This window comes from Microbispora sitophila (assembly GCF_014892245.1).
In the GTDB taxonomy this organism is placed as follows: domain Bacteria; phylum Actinomycetota; class Actinomycetes; order Streptosporangiales; family Streptosporangiaceae; genus Microbispora; species Microbispora siamensis.
Window position 1 is genome coordinate 24,086 of sequence record NZ_JADBGC010000037.1, and the last position, 18,729, is coordinate 42,814.

The 18,729-nt window shown below is 71.6% G+C and carries 17 protein-coding genes; 10 read left to right on the forward strand and 7 right to left on the reverse strand.

All coding sequences use genetic code 11. The features are described from left to right. Window positions 1–278: 278 nt before the first annotated feature. From IL992_RS41790 to IL992_RS41800, 3 genes are all read left to right on the forward strand, one after another. A complete protein-coding gene (locus IL992_RS41790) occupies window positions 279–2,168 on the forward strand; it encodes an APC family permease (RefSeq protein WP_193208825.1) in 1,890 nt (629 codons plus the stop codon). A 58-nt stretch (window positions 2,169–2,226) separates the two neighbouring features. Beyond that, entirely contained in the window at window positions 2,227–4,227 is a 2,001-nt protein-coding gene (locus IL992_RS41795) for an erythromycin esterase family protein (protein WP_193208826.1), read from the forward strand. Window positions 4,228–4,440: 213 nt separating this feature from the next. Continuing rightward, window positions 4,441–5,427: an alpha/beta fold hydrolase gene (locus IL992_RS41800; RefSeq protein ID WP_193208827.1), complete on the forward strand. Its 987-nt coding sequence runs from the start codon at window positions 4,441–4,443 to the stop codon at window positions 5,425–5,427. 67 nt (window positions 5,428–5,494) lie between these two features. Here the strand turns inward: IL992_RS41800 and katG are convergent, their stop codons facing one another. Together katG and IL992_RS41810 are read right to left on the reverse strand one after the other, a co-directional pair. Then, window positions 5,495–7,729: a catalase/peroxidase HPI gene (gene katG, locus IL992_RS41805; protein ID WP_193208828.1), complete on the reverse strand. Its 2,235-nt coding sequence runs from the start codon at window positions 7,727–7,729 to the stop codon at window positions 5,495–5,497. Window positions 7,730–7,762: 33 nt separating this feature from the next. After that, complete coding sequence (locus tag IL992_RS41810) at window positions 7,763–8,200, reverse strand: Fur family transcriptional regulator (protein WP_193208829.1); 438 nt, start codon at window positions 8,198–8,200, stop codon at window positions 7,763–7,765. 226 nt (window positions 8,201–8,426) lie between these two features. Between IL992_RS41810 and IL992_RS41815 the strand changes: the two genes are divergently transcribed. The 5 genes from IL992_RS41815 to IL992_RS41835 all read left to right on the forward strand — a co-directional run bounded on the left by IL992_RS41815 (window position 8,427) and on the right by IL992_RS41835 (window position 13,014). After that, a complete protein-coding gene (locus IL992_RS41815) occupies window positions 8,427–8,729 on the forward strand; it encodes a hypothetical protein (protein WP_193208830.1) in 303 nt (100 codons plus the stop codon). A 39-nt stretch (window positions 8,730–8,768) separates the two neighbouring features. After that, on the forward strand, window positions 8,769–10,133 hold the full coding sequence (locus IL992_RS41820) for a cytochrome ubiquinol oxidase subunit I (RefSeq protein ID WP_193208831.1): 1,365 nt from the start codon (window positions 8,769–8,771) through the stop codon (window positions 10,131–10,133). Continuing rightward, the gene (locus tag IL992_RS41825) at window positions 10,133–11,146 is read left to right on the forward strand and encodes a cytochrome d ubiquinol oxidase subunit II (protein ID WP_193208832.1); all 1,014 of its coding nucleotides are present in this window, start codon (window positions 10,133–10,135) and stop codon (window positions 11,144–11,146) included. Before IL992_RS41820 ends, IL992_RS41825 begins: the two co-directional genes overlap by 1 nt. Window positions 11,147–11,210: 64 nt before the next feature. Then, a complete protein-coding gene (locus IL992_RS41830; RefSeq protein WP_193208833.1) occupies window positions 11,211–12,626 on the forward strand; it encodes an MFS transporter in 1,416 nt (471 codons plus the stop codon). A gap of 22 nt (window positions 12,627–12,648) precedes the next feature. Further along, window positions 12,649–13,014, forward strand: coding sequence for an MmcQ/YjbR family DNA-binding protein (locus IL992_RS41835; protein WP_193208834.1), 366 nt, complete (start codon window positions 12,649–12,651; stop codon window positions 13,012–13,014). Between the two features lie 8 nt (window positions 13,015–13,022). On the opposite strand, the gene IL992_RS41840 is transcribed toward IL992_RS41835, so the two are convergent. Further along, window positions 13,023–14,348, reverse strand: coding sequence for a glycoside hydrolase family 6 protein (locus IL992_RS41840; protein ID WP_193208835.1), 1,326 nt, complete (start codon window positions 14,346–14,348; stop codon window positions 13,023–13,025). An 18-nt stretch (window positions 14,349–14,366) separates the two neighbouring features. Between IL992_RS41840 and IL992_RS41845 the strand changes: the two genes are divergently transcribed. Next, window positions 14,367–14,537: a hypothetical protein gene (locus IL992_RS41845; RefSeq protein ID WP_193208836.1), complete on the forward strand. Its 171-nt coding sequence runs from the start codon at window positions 14,367–14,369 to the stop codon at window positions 14,535–14,537. Window positions 14,538–14,562: 25 nt separating this feature from the next. Here IL992_RS41845 and IL992_RS48070 read toward each other — a convergent pair whose 3' ends face one another. Both IL992_RS48070 and IL992_RS41850 read right to left on the reverse strand, forming a co-directional pair. Beyond that, on the reverse strand, window positions 14,563–14,694 hold the full coding sequence (locus IL992_RS48070) for a hypothetical protein (protein WP_264295195.1): 132 nt from the start codon (window positions 14,692–14,694) through the stop codon (window positions 14,563–14,565). A 128-nt stretch (window positions 14,695–14,822) separates the two neighbouring features. After that, a complete protein-coding gene (locus IL992_RS41850; protein WP_193208837.1) occupies window positions 14,823–15,710 on the reverse strand; it encodes a hypothetical protein in 888 nt (295 codons plus the stop codon). A 442-nt stretch (window positions 15,711–16,152) separates the two neighbouring features. Here IL992_RS41850 and IL992_RS41855 point away from each other — a divergent pair, with 442 nt between their 5' ends. Continuing rightward, on the forward strand, window positions 16,153–17,451 hold the full coding sequence (locus IL992_RS41855; RefSeq protein ID WP_193208838.1) for a dicarboxylate/amino acid:cation symporter: 1,299 nt from the start codon (window positions 16,153–16,155) through the stop codon (window positions 17,449–17,451). A 153-nt stretch (window positions 17,452–17,604) separates the two neighbouring features. Here IL992_RS41855 and IL992_RS41860 read toward each other — a convergent pair whose 3' ends face one another. Both IL992_RS41860 and IL992_RS41865 read right to left on the reverse strand, forming a co-directional pair. After that, entirely contained in the window at window positions 17,605–18,135 is a 531-nt protein-coding gene (locus IL992_RS41860) for a GNAT family N-acetyltransferase (protein WP_193208839.1), read from the reverse strand. Between the two features lie 108 nt (window positions 18,136–18,243). Further along, on the reverse strand, window positions 18,244–18,627 hold the full coding sequence (locus IL992_RS41865; protein WP_193208840.1) for an STAS domain-containing protein: 384 nt from the start codon (window positions 18,625–18,627) through the stop codon (window positions 18,244–18,246). Window positions 18,628–18,729 lie beyond the last annotated feature (102 nt).

The window sequence follows — 18,729 nt, forward strand, 5'->3', positions numbered from 1 at the left end:
GATAATCAGTGATGGACGGTGACGAAGCGGTCATAGGGCCGTACCCGCGAATCGCTGACTGACACCCCGCTCTACGGCTCAGCAGGACTGGGGCCCGCTGCTCCTCGTCCGGCGTTCCAACGAGCTGCCGTGGGACGGCTCAGAAGAGGCAGGCACCGGTTTATCGAGGTGGCGCGAGGGGACCGGAGGTGGGCGTGTACACGCGCCGGCGCGACCGGGCGCACAGGGAAACACGCAGGGGCACACGCAGAGGGCCCGTCGCGGCGGCCGGGGACGGCGTGCGCTCATGGCTCCTGGAGGGGCTGCGGCACGAGGACGTGCTGCCCGCCGGGCCCCACGCGGCGGAGGCGCCGCACCGGCGGCATCCGTGGTGGCGGGTCATGTGCCTCACCGGTCTCGACTACTTCTCCACGCTCGGTTATCAGCCCGGGATCGCCGTGCTGGCGGCGGGCCTCCTGGCGCCCGTCGCCACTCTGTTCCTCGTCCTGCTGACGCTGCTCGGCGCGTTGCCCGTCTATCGGCGGGTGGCGGCCGAGAGCCCGTACGGCCAGGGGTCGGTCGCGATGCTGGAGAGGCTCGCCCCGAGGTGGTGGGGCAAGCTGTTCGTCCTCGTCCTGCTCGGGTTCGCGGCCACCGACTTCGTGATCACGATGACGCTGTCGGCGGCCGACGCGACGGCCCACATCCTCGAGAACCCCTTCGTGCCCCGCGCCCTGCAGGGGCACCAGATCAGCGTGACGATCGGCCTGCTCGCGCTCCTCGGCGGCGTGTTCCTGCTGGGGTTCAGCGAGGCGATCGGCGTCGCCGTCGTCCTCGTGGCCGCCTACCTCGCGCTCAACGCGGTGGTGGTCGTGGCGGCCGTGCTCCACCTCGCCGGGCATCCGGCCCCGGCGATCGGCTGGACGCGGGCCCTGTTCGCCACGCACGGCGGACCGGCGGCGGTGCTCGCCCTGTCCCTGCTCGTCATGCCCAAGCTCGCCCTCGGCCTGTCCGGGTTCGAGACGGGCGTGGCGGTGATGCCGCTGATCAAGGGTGAGCTGCCGGGCAGGATCCGCGGCGCCAGGTGGCTGCTCACGACCGTCGCCCTGGTCATGAGCGTCTTCCTGATCGCCAGCAGCTTCGTCACGAGCACGCTGATCCCGCTGCGGGAGTTCCGGGAGGGCGGCAGGGCCAACGGCCGGGCCCTGGCCTACCTGGCCCACGCCTACCTGGGGAACGGGTTCGGCACGCTCTACGACGCGAGCACGATCGCGATCCTCTGGTTCGCCGGCGCGTCCGCCATGGCGGGCCTGCTCAACCTCGTCCCCCGTTACCTTCCCCGATACGGCATGGCCCCCGACTGGACGCGGGCCGTCCGGCCGCTGGTGCTGGTCTTCACGGCCGTCGCGTTCGCCATCACCGTGATCTTCCGGGCGAGCGTGACGGCACAGGGCGGGGCGTACGCCACCGGAGTCCTCGTGCTGATCCTCTCGGCCGCCGTCGCCGTCACGTTCTCGGTCCACCGGCGTGGCCGGCGCCCGGCGACGGCGGCGTTCGCGGTCGTCGCCCTCGTCCTCGCGTACACGCTGGTGGCCAACGTGTTCGAGCGGCCCGACGGGGTCAAGATCGCATCGTGCTTCGTCGCCGCCATCGTGATCACCTCGCTGATCTCGCGCGCGACCAGGTCCACCGAGCTGCGGGTCACCCGGGTGGTCCTCGACCCCCTCGCGGAGCGGTTCCTCAGCGAGGCGCCGGGCGACGAGATCCACCTGATCGCCAACGATCCGCAGCGGCGCGACCGGGCGGAATACGAGGGGAAGGTGCGCGAGCAGTGGCGCAACCACCGGCTGGACCCGGCCACACCGGTGCTGTTCGTGGAGGCCACGGTCCCGGACGCCTCCGAGTTCGAGACCGAGCTGCACGTCAGGGGCGAGGAGCGGTACGGCTATCGCGTCCTGTGGCTGGAGAGCTCCACGATTCCCAACGCGCTGGCCGCCCTGCTGCTCTTCGTCCGCGACCGCTTCGGCAGGCTGCCGCACATCTACTTCCACTGGACCGAGGAGAATCCCGTCGCCGCCATGCTGCGTTACCTGGTGTTCGGCGTCGGGGACATCCCGGCGTTCACCCGCGAGGTGCTCAGGGAGGCCGAGCACGATCCCGAGCGCCGACCTAGGGTGCACGTCGGGTAGGCCGTGTTTGCGCTGCTGGAAGAGGGGTATTCGGCTGCGCGACCGGGAGGCGAGGCTCATGACTGATCGCCTGTTTTCGGATCGCCGGGACGCGGGCCGGGTGCTCGCGGGACTCCTCACTCACTATCGCGGGCTTCCGGACGTCGTCGTCCTCGGCCTGCCGCGCGGCGGCGTGCCGGTGGCGTACGAGGTGGCGACCGCCCTGGGCCACCCGCTCGACGTGTTCCTGGTCCGCAAGCTCGGCACGCCCGGCCGCGAGGAGCTCGCCATGGGGGCGATCGCCGGCGGCGGGGTGATCGTGCTCGACGAGGACGTCGTACGCGGGCTCGGCCTCCAGTCCGACACCATCCGGCAGGTCGCCGAGCGGGAGGCCCGCGAGCTGGCGAGGCGGGAGCGGGCCTACCGGGGCGACAGGCCCGCCGCGGATCTGAGCGGCAAGATCGTGATTATGGTCGACGACGGGCTGGCGACCGGGGCGAGCATGCGCGCCGCCGTCCGCGCGGTCCGGCAGCGGGAACCGGCCCGGATCGTGGTCGCCGTGCCCGCCGCGCCGGAGTCCACCTGCCAGGAGCTGTCCACCCTGGTGGACGAGGCCGTCTGCGCGACCACGCCCACGCCCTTCTTCTCCGTGGAGGAGTCGTACTGGAACTTCACCCAGACCGCCGACGAGGAGGTGCGCAGGCTCCTCCGCGCGGCGGCCTCCGGGCGGGCCGGGGCCCCGCCCGCCCGGACCGACCTCGCGATCCTGCGCTCGGAGCTCGTGCCCGCCCAGGACGGCGTCCCTTCGGACGGGGTGCTGTTCGACATCGTCGGCGACGCGCGGTTCGTGCTGATCGGCGAGGCGTCGCACGGCACCCACGAGTTCTACGCCGCGCGTGCCCGCATGACGCGGCGGCTCATCGAGGACAAGGGCTTCGTCGCCGTGGCGGTGGAGGCCGACTGGCCCGACGCGTACCGGGTGAACCGGTACGTCCGGGGGCGCGGCGACGACGCGACCGCCGAGGAGGCGCTGCGCGGCTTCCAGCGCTTCCCCGCGTGGATGTGGCGCAACGCGGACGTGCTGGAGTTCGCCGGGTGGCTGCGCGAGCACAACGAGCGGCTCGGCGAGCGGGCGCGGGCCGGGTTCTACGGGCTCGACCTCTACAGCCTGCACCGGTCCGCCGACGAGGTCGTCGCCTATCTGGAGAAGGTGGACCCGGGCGCGGCGGATCGGGCCCGCGGCCGCTACTCCTGCTTCGACCACAGCGACGGCGACGACGGGCAGGCGTACGGCTTCGCCGCCGCCTTCGGCGCGGGGGAGTCGTGTGAGCGGCGGGTGATCGACCAGCTCGTGGACCTCCAGCGCAACGCGCTGCGCTACCAGCGGGCACAGGGGCTGCTCGGCGAGGACGAGTTCTTCCACGCCGAGCGGAACGCCGCGGTGGTGGCGGCCGCGGAGCGGTACTACCGCACGATGTTCGGCGGCCGGGTGTCGTCGTGGAACCTGCGCGACCGGCACATGGCCGACACACTGTTCGCGCTGGCCGAGCACCTCGGCTGGCAGCGCGGCGAGCCGGCCAGGATCGTGGTGTGGGCGCACAACTCCCACCTGGGCGACGCGCGGGCGACGGAGATGGGCGCGCGCGGCGAGCTCAACCTCGGCCGGCTGGTGCGCGAGCACAATCCGGAGGACTGCCGGCTCATCGGCTTCACCACCTACACCGGCACGGTCACGGCGGCCGACGACTGGGGCCGCCCGGCCGAGCGGAAGAACGTGCGCCCGGCCCTGCCCGACTCGGTGGAGGAGCTGTTCCACGAGGTGGGGCACAAGGAGTTCCTGGTCGACTTCGCGCGTTCGGCAGGCGCGGCGGACCTGCTGCGCAGGGCGCTGCTCGAACGGGCCATCGGCGTCGTCTACCGTCCCGGCACAGAACGGCAGAGCCACTACTTCCAGACCCGCCTGTCCGACCAGTTCGACGCGGTGATCCACATCGACGAGACCGGCGCGCTCGAACCTCTGGAACGTACGGCTCGCTGGGAGCGCGGAGAGGTCTTCGAGACCTACCCGGTGGCGGTCTGAGACCCGGACGGCGCTGATCCGCCCGCGGAGGGGCCCGAGCGGGCCGGGCCGGAGCCTGGCTCGGCGAACGTCAGGGGGCCGGTCGCGTCGACCAGGCCCCCTGACGTTGTCCCGGGGCCCGGAGCGGTTTGCCGAACCGGCAACAGGATTCGCGGCGGCGTCACGGTCCGATGGATGATCCACCCAGCAACCACCAGGAGTTTTGGAGGATCGATGGCGCAGTCCGCTTCCGCCGCGGCGGTCACACATCGTCTGGTCTCGTCCCCCGCCGGTCGCGTCCACGTGGTGGAGCAGGGCTCCGGGCCGCTGGTGCTGCTGGTGCACGGGTTTCCCGAGTGCTGGTACTCCTGGCGCCACCAGTTGCCGGTGCTGGCCGCGGCCGGCTACCGGGCCGTCGCCGTGGACGTCCGGGGCTATGGCCGCTCCTCCAAGCCCGGCGACGTGGCCGCGTACCGGATGCTGGAGCTGGTCGAGGACAACGTCGCCGTCGTGCACGTCCTGGGCGAGCGGACCGCAGTGATCGTGGGCCACGACTGGGGCGCCACCATCGCCGCGAACTCCGCCCTCGTGAGGCCCGACGTCTTCCGCGCGGTCGGGTTGCTGAGCGTGCCGTACGCCCCGCGCGGCGGGCCGCGGCCGAGCGAGGTGTTCGCGCGGATGGGCGGTGAGGAGGAGTTCTACGTGAGCTACTTTCAGGAGCCCGGCCGGGCCGAGGCGGAGATCGAGCCGGACGTCCGCGGCTGGCTCGCCGGCTTCTACGCCGCCCTGTCCGCCGACACCATGCCGCCCGCCGGCGCGCCGGACCCGCACTTCGTGTCCCGGGGCGGGCGGTTGCGCGACCGCTTCCCCGCCGGCCGGCTGCCCGCCTGGCTCAGTACGGACGATCTCGACGCCTACGCGGCAGAGTTCGAACGGACCGGCCTGACCGGGGCGCTGAACCGCTACCGGAACATGGACCGGGATTGGGAGGACCTCGCCGGCTTCGACGGTGCCCCCATCACGCAGCCGTCGCTGTTCGCCGGAGGCGCGCTGGACGCCTCCACCACCTGGATGGCCGACGCCGTCGCGGCCTACCCGGTCACTCTGCCGGGCCTGGTCTCCTCGCGCGTACTCGACGGCTGCGGCCACTGGATCCAGCAGGAACGCCCGGACGAGGTCAACGAGATCCTCACCGGCTGGCTCGCTTCCCTGCCCGCCTGAATCGGCCGCCTGAACAGGCGAACGTCCGGGCTGGCCGGCGTGGGCCGGCCCGGACGTCATGTCAGGCTCAGACCAGGTCGAACCGGTCGAGGTTCATGACCTTGTCCCACGCCTTGACGAAGTCCTTCACGAACTTCTCCTTGGCGTCGTCGCTCGCGTAGACCTCCGCGACCGCGCGCAGCTCGGAGTTCGCCCCGAAGACGAGGTCGGCCCGGCTGCCGGTCCACTTGACCTCGCCCGTGGCGGAGTCGCGGCCCTCGAACGCGGTCTGGTCCTCCGACGTCGACTTCCACTCCGTGCCCAGGTCGAGCAGGTTGACGAAGAAGTCGTTGGTCAGAACCCCCGGCGTCTCGGTGAAGACGCCGAGTTTCGACTGCTGGTGGTTGGCGCCCAGGACGCGCAGGCCGCCGACGAGGACGGTCATCTCCGGGGCGCTGAGGTTCAGCAGGTTCGCCCGGTCGACCAGCAGGTACTCGGCCGGCAGGCGGTTGCCCTTCCCGTAGTAGTTGCGGAACCCGTCGGCGGTCGGCTCGAGCGCGGCGAACGACTCGACGTCGGTCTGCTCCTGCGACGCGTCCACGCGACCCGGCGTGAAGGGGACCTCCACGTCGACGCCGGCGTCCTTGGCGGCCTTCTCGACGGCGGCGCACCCGGCGAGCACGATCACGTCGGCGATGGAGACCTGCTTGCCGCCGGTCTGGGCGGCGTTGAAGGACTGCTGGATGCCCTCCAGGGTGCGCAGCACGGTCGCCAGCTGGTCGGGGTCGTTGACCTCCCAGCCGATCTGCGGCTGCAGGCGGACGCGCGCGCCGTTGGCGCCGCCGCGCTTGTCGCTGCCGCGGAAGGACGCGGCCGACGCCCACGCGGTGGACACGAGCTGGGAGACCGACAGGCCCGAGGCGAGGATCTGCTCCTTGAGGGCGGCGATGTCCCCGGCGTCGACGAGCTCGTACGTCCGCTCCGGCAGCGGGTCCTGCCACAGCAGCACCTCGCTCGGGACCTCCGGGCCGAGGTAGCGGGCGACCGGGCCCATGTCGCGGTGGGTCAGCTTGAACCACGCGCGGGCGAAGGCGTCGGCGAACTCGTCGGGGTTCTCCAGGAAGCGCCGCGAGATCTGCTCGTAGATCGGGTCGAACCGGAGCGCGAGGTCGGTCGTGAGCATCTGCGGGGCGTGGCGCTTCGACGGGTCGTGGGCGTCGGGGACGGTGCCCTCGCCGGCGCCGTCCTTCGGCTTCCACTGGTTCGCGCCGGCGGGGCTCTTGGTCAGCTCCCACTCGTAGCCGAACAGGATCTCGAAGAAGCTGTTGTCCCAGGCCGTCGGGGTGGGCGTCCAGATGACCTCGAGGCCGCTGGTGATCGTGTCGCCGCCCTTGCCGGTGCCGTAGCTGTTCTTCCAGCCAAGGCCCTGCTGCTCGATCGGGGCGGCCTCGGGGTCGGGGCCGACGTTGTCGGCCGGGCCCGCGCCGTGGGTCTTGCCGAAGGTGTGACCACCGGCGATGAGGGCGACCGTCTCCTCGTCGTTCATCGCCATCCGGCGGAACGTCTCACGGATGTCGCGGGCCGCGGCGATCGGGTCCGGGTTGCCGTTCGGGCCCTCCGGGTTGACGTAGATGAGACCCATCTGGACCGCGGCGAGCGGGTTCTCCAGCTCACGGTCGCCGCTGTAGCGCTCGTCGCCGAGCCAGGTGGTCTCCGGGCCCCAGTAGACGTCGTCGTCGGGCTCCCAGGCGTCCACCCGGCCGCCGGCGTAGCCGAAGGTCTTGAAGCCCATCGACTCGAGGGCGACGTTGCCGGCGAGGATCAGGAGGTCGGCCCACGAGATCTTCTTGCCGTACTTCTTCTTGACCGGCCACAGCAGACGGCGGGCCTTGTCGAGGTTCCCGTTGTCCGGCCAGCTGTTGAGCGGGGCGAAGCGCTGCTGGCCCGAGCCGGCGCCGCCGCGGCCGTCGCTGATCCGGTAGGTGCCCGCGCTGTGCCACGCCATCCGGATCATGAGCGGGCCGTAGTGGCCGAAGTCGGCCGGCCACCAGTCCTGCGAGGTCGTCAGCACCTCCGCGATGTCCCGCTTGACCTCCGCGAGGTCGAGGGACTTGAACGCCTCGGCGTAGTCGAAGTCCTCGCCGAGGGGGTTGGCCACGGCGGGGTTCTTGGCGAGGATCTTCAGGTTGAGGCGCTCCGGCCACCACTGGTGGTTGGCGCTGCCCTGGGTCGGGTGCGGAGCGCGCGTGTGCGCGACCGGGCAGCCGCCGCCTTCGCCCTCCGTCTTCGGGTCTACAACGATTGCGTCGTGGTTCTCAGTCAAGGGAATCCTTCTGAACTAGCTGGATCATGGGGCTCAGGAAGCGCGGGCGGTGGAACAACCGGGGCACAGGCCCCAGTAGATGACGTCGGCCTCGTCGATCGTGAAGCCGTGTGTGTCGGACGCGGTCAGACACGGCGTCTCGCCGACCGCGCAGTCGACGTCGGCGACGACACCACACGATCGGCACACGACGTGGTGGTGGTTGTCGCCGACGCGGCCCTCGAACCGGGCCGGGCTGCCGGCCGGTTCGATGCGGCGTACGAGTCCCGCCGCGGTGAGCGCGTGGAGAGCCTCGTAGACGGCTTGCAGGGAGACGTGGCCCACGCGATCGCGCACCCCGGAGGCGATCGCCTCGACGTCGAGGTGGTCGCCGCCGCGGACGGTCTCGAGCAGTGCGACGCGGGCGGCCGTCACCCGCAGGCCGGCCCCCCGCAGCTCCTCGGCGATGGTCGGGTTCCTGGGCGCGATCATGACGCTAAACCTACCGCTACAAAGGCGACTAATTCAAGAGAACGAATCACCCAAATGTCTTGCTCTCTCAGGTGATGCTCGTCTCACGGCGGACCTCACACCGTGCCCCAAAGGGCGGTAGAACCTCTCATCGGCTTGCGCAAAAGCCGGTCGCGGCGCTGCCTCCGGCGTACGCGCGGGGGTACCTACGCAGCAGTCCGCGGTTCTCGAAGAGGGGAATCCCCCCATGACCACAATGACTGAGCACCATCCGCACACGGAACACGATCACCGGCACGGCGCCGGGTGCGGCCATGTCGCCGTGCCGCACCGCGACCATGTGGACTACGTCCACGACGGCCACCTGCACCGGGTTCACGAGAACCACGTCGACGAGTGCGAAGCGAGCGGGCACGCCGTACACGACGCGCACGAGCACGAGCACGGGCCGGGGTGCGGGCACGTGGCCGTGCCGCACGGCGACCACATCGACTACATCCACGACGGGCACCGCCACGTCCGCCACGACGGCCACTGGGATGACCACTGACCTGAGCCCCGGCCGGGGCTCCCCGGCGGAGAGCGGACGATGCGACCGGCGCTCGCGGCGCCGCTGATCGCCGCGGCCGCCCCGGCGGGCGGGGCCGACCTGGCCGCGGCGCGGACCCAGATGGCCCTGTCCCTCGGGTGGCACATCATCGTCGCGTGCCTGGGGGTGGGCATGCCCGCCCTGCTGCTGTTCACCGAGTGGCGGGGGCTGCGCCGAGGCGACGACGACTACCTGCGCCTCGCCCGGCGCTGGGCGAGGGCGGTGGCCGTGCTGTTCGCCGTCGGGGCCGTGTCGGGCACGATCCTCAGCTTCGAGATGGGCCTTCTGTGGCCTGGCCTGATGGGCGCGTACGGCCAGGTGATCGGGCTTCCGTTCGCGCTGGAGGGCATCGCGTTCTTCCTTGAGGCGATCTTCATCGGGGTCTACCTCTACGCGTGGGACCGGCTATCGCCCAGAGCCCACCTGCTGACCGGGGTGCCGGTGATGATCGCCGGGGTGGCCTCGGCGTTCTTCGTCGTCTCGGCAAACGCGTGGATGAACCAGCCGCGGGGCTTCCTCCTGGAGGGTGGCCGCGTCACGCACGTGTCGCCCTGGGCGGCCATGTTCAACCCCGCGACTCCGCCGCAGACCATCCACATGATCGTCGCGGCGTTCATGGTGTCGGGTTTCGCCACCGCCTCCGTCTACGCCGTGGCCCTGCTGCGCGGGCGGTGGGACCGCTACCACCGCCTCGGCTTCCTGGTGCCCTTCACCGTCGCGGGGACGCTGGCGCCGGTCCAGATCCTGGTGGGCGACTACGCCGCACGTTTCCTCGCCGACTATCAGCCCACCAAGCTCGCCGCCATGGAGGGACTGCCCAGGACCGGGCCGAACGCGCCGTTGAGCGTCGGCGGGATCTTCGTGGGCGACCGTCTGCGCTACGCATTGGAGATCCCCGACGGACTGTCGCTGCTGGTCGGCTACAGCCCGGACACCGTCGTCCAGGGGCTGGACCGCACGCCGCCCGCCGACCGGCCGCCCGTCACGCCGGTCCACCTGTGCTTCGACACGATGGTCGGCATCGGCGTCCTGCTCCTGCTGCTGGCGGCCTGGCTCGCCTTCACCTGGTGGCGGCGGCGCGAGATCCCGCGCTCCCGCCTGTTCCTGTGGCCGGCGGCCGCCGCCGGCGTGCTCGCCGTCGTCGCCGTCGAGGCGGGCTGGGTGGTGACCGAGCTCGGCCGTCAGCCCTGGGTCGTGTACGGCAAACTGCGCACCGCCGACGCGGTCAACCCCGCGCCCAATCTGTGGGCGGGACTCCTGCTGCTGGTCGCCGTCTACACCGTGCTCACGGTGTCGACCGTGTACGTGCTGCGGCTCCTGGTCCGCGCCCGGCCGGTCGCGCCACAGGAACGGGAGACGCCCTGATGGAGGCGGCGCAGGTCCTGCTCGGGGTCATGTGGACCGGCCTGACCCTGTACGCGCTGCTCGGCGGGGCCGACTTCGGCGGCGGACTGTGGGACCTGCTGGCCGGGAGCAGCCGGGCGGGCATGCCTCAGCGGCGGCTCATCGAGCACTCGCTCGGCCCGGTCTGGGAGGCCAACCACGTTTGGCTGATCTTCGTGCTCGTGGTGCTGTGGACCGGCTTCCCGCCGGTCTTCGCGGCGGTGATGTCCACCCTCTACATCCCGCTCACGCTGGCAGCGTTCGGGATCATCGGCAGGGGAGCCGCGTTCGCGTTCCGCAAGAGCAGCACCGAGCTGTGGCAGCAGCGCCTGTTCGGCGGGGCCTTCGCGCTGTCGTCGGTGCTCACGCCGTTCTTCCTCGGCACGGTGGCCGGGGCCGTCGCGTCCGGCCGGGTGCCGCCCGGCCTGGCGAAGGGAAGCCTGGTGGGCGCGTGGGTCAACCCCACCTCGATGCTGGGCGGCGTCCTGGCGGTGGCCGTCTGCGCCTACCTGGCCGCGGTCTACCTGTGCGACGACGCCGTGCGGTCTCGCCTGCCCGGGATGGCCGAGGCCTTCCGGCGCAGGGCGCTGGCCGCGGCCGTCGTCACCGGCGTGGTCGCCCTCGGCGGCGTCGGGGTGCTGCACGCCGACGCCCCCGGGCTCTTCACCGGCCTCACCCACCGCGCGCTGCCGCTCGTCCTGGCGAGCGCCGTGCTCGGCGTCGTCTCCATCGCGCTGCTGTGGCTGCGGCGCTACCTGCTCGTACGCGCCACCGCCGCCCTGGCCGTGGCCGCCGTGATGGGGGGCTGGCCGGTGGCGCAGTATCCGCTCATGCTGCCGCCTGCCGTGTCCTACCGGCAGGTGGCGGCGGAACCGGCGGTGATCACGGCGGTGCTGGCCGTCGCCGGAGCGGGCGCGCTGCTGGTGCTGCCGTCGATCGCGTGGCTGCTCGCCGTCCAGCACCGCCTGCCGTTCGAGCGCGGCACCCCCGGCTGAGCCGCTCCGGCGGGCGCCGTGGGGCGTCCCACCTGCGGGGATAGGCTGGGAGGGGGGTCGGAGGATGCGTGATCTGCTGAGGGAGTCGCGCCGCCCCCACCGCGTGCGCGAGCACCCGTACGCCCCCTGGTTCGCCGTGGGCGCGGTGTGCATCGGCGCGTTCATGGGACAGTTGGACGCGAGCATCGTCACCCTGGCCTTCCCGGCGCTGGAACGGGAGTTCGGCGCCTCGCTGGCGGCCGTGCAGTGGGTGTCCCTGGGCTACCTGCTGGTGCTGGTCGCGTTGCTGGCCGGAGCAGGAAGGCTCGCCGACGTGGCGGGCCGCAAGCTGGTCTACCTGTACGGCTTCGTCGTGTTCACCGCCGCCTCGGCCGCCTGCGGGCTGGCGCCGTCCGTGGCGGTGCTGGTGGCCTGCCGGCTGGTGCAGGCGGCGGGCGCGGCGATGCTCCAGGCCAACAGCGTGGCCCTGGTCGTGTCGAGCGTCCCCAGGGCGCGGATGCGTACCGGCCTGGGCATGCAGGCGGCGGCCCAGGCGCTCGGCCTGGCCCTGGGGCCGGCCCTCGGCGGAGTGCTGGTCGCCACGGCGGGGTGGCGGTGGGTGTTCTGGATCAACGTGCCGGTCGGCTGCGCGGCCCTGATCGCCGGACGTTACCTGCTGCCGCGCACGCGGCGACGGGGGAGCGGCGGCCGCTTCGACTGGCCGGGACTGGTCCTGCTCGCGGCCTCCACCAGCGCCCTGCTGCTCGCCGCCTCCGTGATCTCGGGCATGGGACTGCCGTCCTGGTCGGTCCCCGTCCTGCTCGCCGTCGCCGCCGGGGCCGCGATCGGCTTCTGGCGGTGGGAGACGCGGGTGCCGTCCGCGCTCATCGACACCGCCCTGCTCCGCAGCCGCGTCGTCACGGCGGGGCTCGCCGGAGCGCTGGGCGGCTACCTGGTGCTGTTCGGACCGCTGGTTCTGATCCCGCAGGTCCTCGTGGCCGGCGGGACCGGAGAACTGGTCGCCGGCCTGGTCCTGACGGCGCTGCCCGGGGGCTTCGCGGCGAGCGCCCTCATGGGCGACCACCTGCTACCCCGCGCCTGGGGCGACCGGCGCAGGTGCGTCGTCGGCGCCGTGGCGGCGGCCGTGGGCTGCGCGCTGCTGGCCGCGGATCCCGTCGCCGAGGGCTGGGCCGGGGCTTGCCTGGCGCTGACGGGCGCAGGGCTCGGCCTGTTCGTGCCCGCCAACAACACCGTCGTCATGGCCGCCGTCCCCGAACGGGTGTCCGCCACGGCCGGCGGCATGGTGAACATGGCGCGCGGCATCGGCACGGCGCTCGGTGTCGCCGCGGTGACGCTGGCCCTGCACCTCGCGGGAGCCTCCCAGGAGGCGGGCGCCCGTGCCGCGCCGGCCGTCCTGGCGGCCGTGGCACTGCTGGCCGCCCTCACCGCTTCGGGCCGGGTGGTGCGGCCGGGGGGAGGCCCCTACCCTGGTCGGTCATGACGATCGTGCGAAGGGGCGAGTCGTGAGCGATGAGGAAGTGGCGGCCCGGCTCCGGGAGATCTGCCTGAACCTGCCGGAGGCCGTGGAGAAGCCGTTCGGGGGCCACACCGCGCCCTCCTACCGGGTCGGCGACAGGTTGTTCGCGATGACCAGTGAGGACGGGCGGTCGCTGACGTTCAAGGCCGGGCCGGGGGTGCAGGACGCCCTCGTGGGCTCGGACCCGGAGCGCTTCTTCGTCCCGCCGTACGTCGGCCGCAACGGCTGGGTGGGCGCACGCCTGGAGGCCGATCAGGACTGGGACGAGATCGCCGGGCTGATCGAGGACAGCTACCGGCTGATCGCGCCGAAACGACTGGTCCGGCTCCTCGACGAACGGCCGACCGCATAGCCGGTGCCTCACAGCGGCGGGTAGGCGTTGGCGAGAAGCTGCTGGAACTGCAGCCCGAACCACTGCCCGGCCGCCGGGGCGTACGGCAGCGCCCCGCTGGGCACGTAACCATTGGTCGCCTGGGAGTATGCGGGATCGCACATCGGGTCGGGCCGGATGCCGTCAGGACTCGTGACGTTCACGCTTGAGCCGTCGGAGACGCCCGGCGGCTTGATCCACGCGTACGCGTCGATGCCGGCGGCGGGGATGGCCGTGGGCCGGGCGCCGAGCCCGGCGCCGGCCTGGTTGCACCAGTTGCCGACGCTGTGGCGGCGGTCCGTCCGTGACTCGTCGACGAACCGGTTCAGGTCGCCGGAGGTGCTGGTACGCGTCGGGCGATTAGGGCCACCCCAGCCGTTGCGGGAGGTGTCGATCACCATGCCGATGTCGGAGGCGAAGCCGGCCATGATGAGCCGCTTCCGGAACGCCTGGGCGAACGAGAGCTCGTCCACGTAGTCGTTCCCGTCGACCCACCGCGAGTTCTTCCCCATGAGGGCGGTGAAGTACGGCTCGACCAAGGCGCCGTAGTTCGCGACGTTCACCGTGAAGCCGTGAACGAGCGACGGTCCTCCTCCGGCCGCGCCCGCGATGCTCGCGAGCAGGCCGGCCGCCCGGCCGAAGTTGTCCGGATGGCCGACGACGCCGTGGTGGGAGGCGTCGAGGTAGACGTACACGTTGGGGATGGCGTGCAGCCGGGTCAGCGCGTACCGCACCGCCGCGGGGTAGGCGCCGCTCGCCTGTACGGCGGCGCAGCGGGGGGTGGTGGCGGGCAGGAGCAGCCCGGGCAGGAAGTCGGGTTCGACGATCGCCACGATGCGCAAGCGCTGGTAGGCCGGGTCGGCCAGGATCTCGGCGATCGGGTCGACGTACTCGGTCCGGTATCGGTTCAGGCCGTCGGACGTCACGCTGAAGTCCCCGTTGGAGACCGGGTGGGTGCAGTTCCGGTCGGGCAGGTCGTTCAGCACGATCTGGATCGTGAGAGGAGCCGGGTCGAAGGCGTCCTGCCGGACGGCCTCGTTCAGATGCGCGCGCAGCCCGGGGGAGGGGGCGGTGCCCTCGATGAGGGAGACGCGGTCGAGCCAGACGCCGGTCGGCTGATTGGCCACCGCCGCGCCGCCGGGCTCGGCCGCGGCCGAGGCCGACCACCAGGGGTCGACGTAGCGCCCGGCGGCCACGTAGGGGTTGTCGGCGCGGGCGTCCGCGGCGGCCGGGGCGCTCGTGAGGACCGCCGTGACCGGCAGGAGGATCACCGCCGCGACCACCGCCATGAGACGGGTGCCCAGACGCACCGCCATGCCGTGCCTCCTCACCACGTGAGACCTCCGTTCCCACGCACGATCCACCGGCCGGGCGGGCGCGTACAGCGCTCGATCACGCCGCCCGCCGTACGCGCGGCCGCGCCGAGGGAGATCACCCGCTCTCATCTCGGCGAACGCCGCGCCGCCCGATGCCGCCGCGTGCCGCTGAAGGGCTTCAGCACCTGAAAGCTTCAGCGCCTGCCGGAGGCCGTCATCGGCCCGATGCGGCCGGCTCCGTCACGCGGGCGCCGGTCACGACGAGGCCCAGGCAGACCAGGGCCGCGGTCGCCACCGCCGCCAGCATGACGGGGTAGGAGAGCCACGACGACAGGCCGGCCAGCACGGTGGGGAGCAGGAAGCCCGCATAGCTCGCCGCGGCGACGGTCCGCCAGGAGTCCGGCGTGAGCGTGGTGGCGGGCGGCCGAGGCGAAGGCGGCGCCGACAGAAAGCATGGGCGCGGATGGTGACCCGCTACGACGGGACAGCGTCCGGACGAACCGGCCGTACGGCGAAGGCGGCGGCGACAACGAGGGCCGCGGCGATGAGCAGGTGCCAGCGGATCAGCATGGTCGTCTCGAACTGGAACTCCTGCCGCAGCTTCTCGGTGTCCATCAGAATCACGGCCGGGACGTACCCCTCCAAGGCCGCGATGACGAGAAGCGTCGCGGTCGCCAGCAGGAGACGGTGTCGCGCCCGGTCCGCCAGGACGCTGCTCGCCGTCGCCACCAGAGCGACGAGGACGACCAGCAGACCGTCGACGTCGGCCTTGCACGACCAGAGCACGGGGAAGTTCCACAGCGAACGGGGTTCGCCGTAGGCGACCCATCCGAACAGCCCGTTCGCCTCTCCGCGCAGCAGGACAGGGAGCCGGGCCGCCATCCACGCCGCCGCCCCGGCGGTCGCCGTCCAGAACACGACTTCCTTTCCCGCCCGCGGTCTGGGCGACGGCGTCACTGCGAGCAGCATGAGGAACGCCGCCCCGTAGCAGACGATCGACGGCCAGGGCGACTGTTCGAGGAGCCGACCGGCGAAGACGACGCGGAGCGTCACCAGCAGCCGGAACGCCAGCACGGCCAGCACCGCGACGGCGCCCAGGGGCACGGTCCAGCGAGAGGACAGCAGAAGCAGTCCGGCGAGGATGGCCGGAAGCAGAAGCTCCGCGAGCGACAGCAGTCCCCACGTCGTAGTCCTGGACAGGTAGAGCGGCACGGTGGCCGGCAGCCGCCAGCAGATGGTGCCGTCCATGTCCGCCGGGCCGAGCGCGAAGGCTCGCAGCACGACGGGCCCCGAGGCGGCCAGGACGGTCCCGAACCGCAACGCTTCCGCGCGGCTCACCAGCGTGTCCGGCACCCGCTCCACGGCCACTCCATCGGCTCGACGTAGATCGACTCGGCCGACGGTAGCGGACGTCCGCGGTGGTCACCCGCCGGATCACGAAGCGGGCCGGCTCGGCGAGGCGACCCGCCATGCCTCTCCGAGCTCCGGTGTGGGCTCGCGGGGGGAACGTGCGCGGTGCCTGGGCGGTCACGCCTTCCCGGTCAGATCTCTGGTGCGGTTGAGGCTTCACCCGCGTAGGGGAACGTGATACGGATCACAGAGGGAACCGGAATTTGCAGCCGGTTGAGGAGGCTTTGTGGCGTTATGAGGTTCTTCCCGGTGATCGTGTGGCTCGTCGAGCGACTGCACGTGGACCTGTGCCGCGTGAACAGTCGCCTCTGTCCCTGAACGCAGTCACCACTCCCTTCCCCTCACCTCGCATGCCGCCTCGGCGTCAGCATGCCCTTCTGCCGGAGTCTCGTTCGTGAAGAAACTCTCCTTCTCCCTGCAGTTGCTGCTCGGTCTGGTGATAGGCGCCGCCCTCGGGTTCGTCGCCCGCGCCGGTGACGTCACCTGGCTCACCGCCACCCTCACCGAAGTCGGCAAGATCTTCGTCCAGCTCCTCAAACTCGCGGTCGCGCCGCTGGTCTTCACGGCGGTCGTCGTCAGCGTGGCCAACCTGCGCAACGTCAGCGGCGCCGCCAGGCTCGCGGGAAAGACGCTGCTGTGGTTCCTGATCACCTCGCTGATCGCGGTGGTCTTCGGCATCGGTCTCGGCCTGATCCTCAATCCCGGCCAGGGCGTCACGATCTCCACCGCGGGGGCGAAGGCCGTCGACCTGGAGGGCGCGGGAACCTGGCTGGACTTCCTGACCGGCATCATCCCGACCAACATCGTCACCGCCTTCACCGAGCTCAACGTCCTCCAGATCGTCTTCCTGGGGGTCGTCCTCGGCGCCGCCGCCCTGGCGGTCGGCGAGAAGGCCGAGCCGTTCCTCGGCTTCAGCCGGTCCGTCCTCGACCTGGTCCAGAAGGCTCTGTGGTGGGTGATCAGGCTGGCCCCGATCGGCACCGCCGGTCTGATCGGCAAGTCGGTGGCCAGCTACGGCTGGGACCTGCTCGCCCCGCTCGCAAAGCTCAGCGCGGGCGTGTACATCGGCTGCCTGCTGGTGCTCCTGGTGAGCTATCCGCTGCTGCTCGCCTTCGTCGGCAAGGTCAGCCCGCTCACCTTCTATCGCAACGCCTGGCCCGCGATCGAGCTGGCCTTCGTCTCCCGCTCCTCAGTCGGGACCATGCCGCTCACCCAGCGGGTCACCACCGAGCGCCTGGGCGTGGACCGCGGCTACGCCGCGTTCGCCGTGCCTTTCGGAGCGACCACCAAGATGGACGGCTGCGCCGCCATCTACCCCGCGCTCGCGGCGATCTTCGTGGCCCAGGTATTCGGCGTCCATCTCGGCGTGGGCCACTACCTGCTGATCGCGTTCGTCTCCGTGGTCGGCTCGGCCGCGACCGCCGGTTTGACCGGCGCGATCGTGATGCTCACCCTGACCCTGAGCACGCTGGGCCTGCCCCTGGAGGGCGTCGGGCTGCTCCTGGCGATCGACCCGATCCTCGACATGATCCGTACCGCGACCAACGTAGCCGGGCAGATGGTGGTGCCCGTCCTGGTCGCCCGTTCCGAGGGCCGCCTCGATGAGGTGGTGTTCAACGCTCCACCGCAGCCTCTGGACGAAGCCCCCGCCGCGGTTGGTCCCGCGTCGGGTCCCGAACCTGCTCTCACCTGAGCCTCCGTCCCGTCTGCCGGTGACGACGGCCTCGCCCACGACTCCGAGTCATGGGCGAGGGCCGTCCGCCCGACATGGGCGGGAGCGGTCGCGTAGGGGATCGGTTCCACAGCAGCGACATGCGGATCGCAGAGCCGGAATCGCGGAGCCCCATCACGTGGCGGGGGGCCGCAGGCCGAGCCACTGCTCGGCGTTCCACGCCTGGAACCGCTCGACCTCGGTGAACCCCAGCTTTGCCGCGAGGCGCATCGAGCCGAGGTTGGCGATCTGGGTGGTGAGCACCACCGGCTCGCCGGGAAGGGCGCCGTCAAACCAGTCGAGTGCCGCCGCGCACGCCTCGGAGGCGTACCCTTGCCGCCAGGCCTTCGGCAGGAACAGGTAACCGAGATCGGCCTTCCCCGCGGCAGCCGGGCGGCGGTGCCCGGCCGCTCTCCTGAGCAGGATCTGGCCGATCATCGCCCCGTCGAGCTCGACGACGAAACTCCCGGGCCATCGCTCGGGCACCTCGGGCATCTCACGCTCAAGCTCGTCACGCGGGCGGGGACCGCCGAGGTAGGTGTGCACCTCCGGCGAGGCGAGCAGCTCGATGAACGTTGTACGGTCCCGCGCCTCGGGCTCACGGAGCACGAGGCGCTCGGTCCGGATCAGCTCAGGCGGCCAAGCCACATGTCCCAGATCTGACATGCGCGCAAGCTAACAACCCTGTAGGACGACGTTCAACCTGGGCATTGACGCGTGGCTCACCGGCCGAGCTGTGAGCGCGGCTGGGTGAACAATCCCGGCCTCTTCTGATCAAGGAGCTCCGAACGGCTGACCGTCTTCGCCCGCATCAAGGGCCTCCGTCACCGAGGGGTAACGGTCGAAGGCCGACAGCAGGCGTGTGAGGGACAGAATGCGCTCGACACGGGGCTCGATGCCAACGAGAGCGAGGCCGATGTCGAGGGCCTGACCGCCTCTCAGGACGTACACGAGGGCGGACAGACCGGCCGAGTCGCAGAACGGCACCGCAGAGAGGTCGAGCACGAGTCCGGCGGGTTCGGTCTTCCATACCGTCCTGGCGGCGGCCTTGAGCCGCTCGGCGGTGCCGCGGTCGAGGTCACCCGTGACCGTGAGGATGGCCCGCTCACGCTCGTAGCGCGAGCGGATGTCGAAGGCGGGGTTTGCGGGCGGGATCACGGCCCTGCTCCTTTCGGGAACGGGTCCACCCTGCCCGGAAACTCATGCAGATGAGACCGCAGACCGGCCTTGGCCTTGATCCTTACTTGGATCGTTAGCTGC

Coding starts and splice junctions, on each gene's coding strand:
- IL992_RS41820 (WP_193208831.1), top strand. CDS start 8,769: ATGCGACCGGCGCTCGCGGCGCCGCTGATCGCCGCGGCCGCCCCGGCG.
- IL992_RS41800 (WP_193208827.1), top strand. CDS start 4,441: ATGGCGCAGTCCGCTTCCGCCGCGGCGGTCACACATCGTCTGGTCTCG.
- IL992_RS41815 (WP_193208830.1), top strand. CDS start 8,427: ATGACCACAATGACTGAGCACCATCCGCACACGGAACACGATCACCGG.
- IL992_RS41840 (WP_193208835.1), bottom strand. CDS start 14,348: ATGGCGGTGCGTCTGGGCACCCGTCTCATGGCGGTGGTCGCGGCGGTG.
- IL992_RS41860 (WP_193208839.1), bottom strand. CDS start 18,135: ATGTCAGATCTGGGACATGTGGCTTGGCCGCCTGAGCTGATCCGGACC.
- IL992_RS41825 (WP_193208832.1), top strand. CDS start 10,133: ATGGAGGCGGCGCAGGTCCTGCTCGGGGTCATGTGGACCGGCCTGACC.
- IL992_RS41830 (WP_193208833.1), top strand. CDS start 11,211: ATGCGTGATCTGCTGAGGGAGTCGCGCCGCCCCCACCGCGTGCGCGAG.
- IL992_RS41810 (WP_193208829.1), bottom strand. CDS start 8,200: ATGATCGCGCCCAGGAACCCGACCATCGCCGAGGAGCTGCGGGGGGCC.
- IL992_RS41795 (WP_193208826.1), top strand. CDS start 2,227: ATGACTGATCGCCTGTTTTCGGATCGCCGGGACGCGGGCCGGGTGCTC.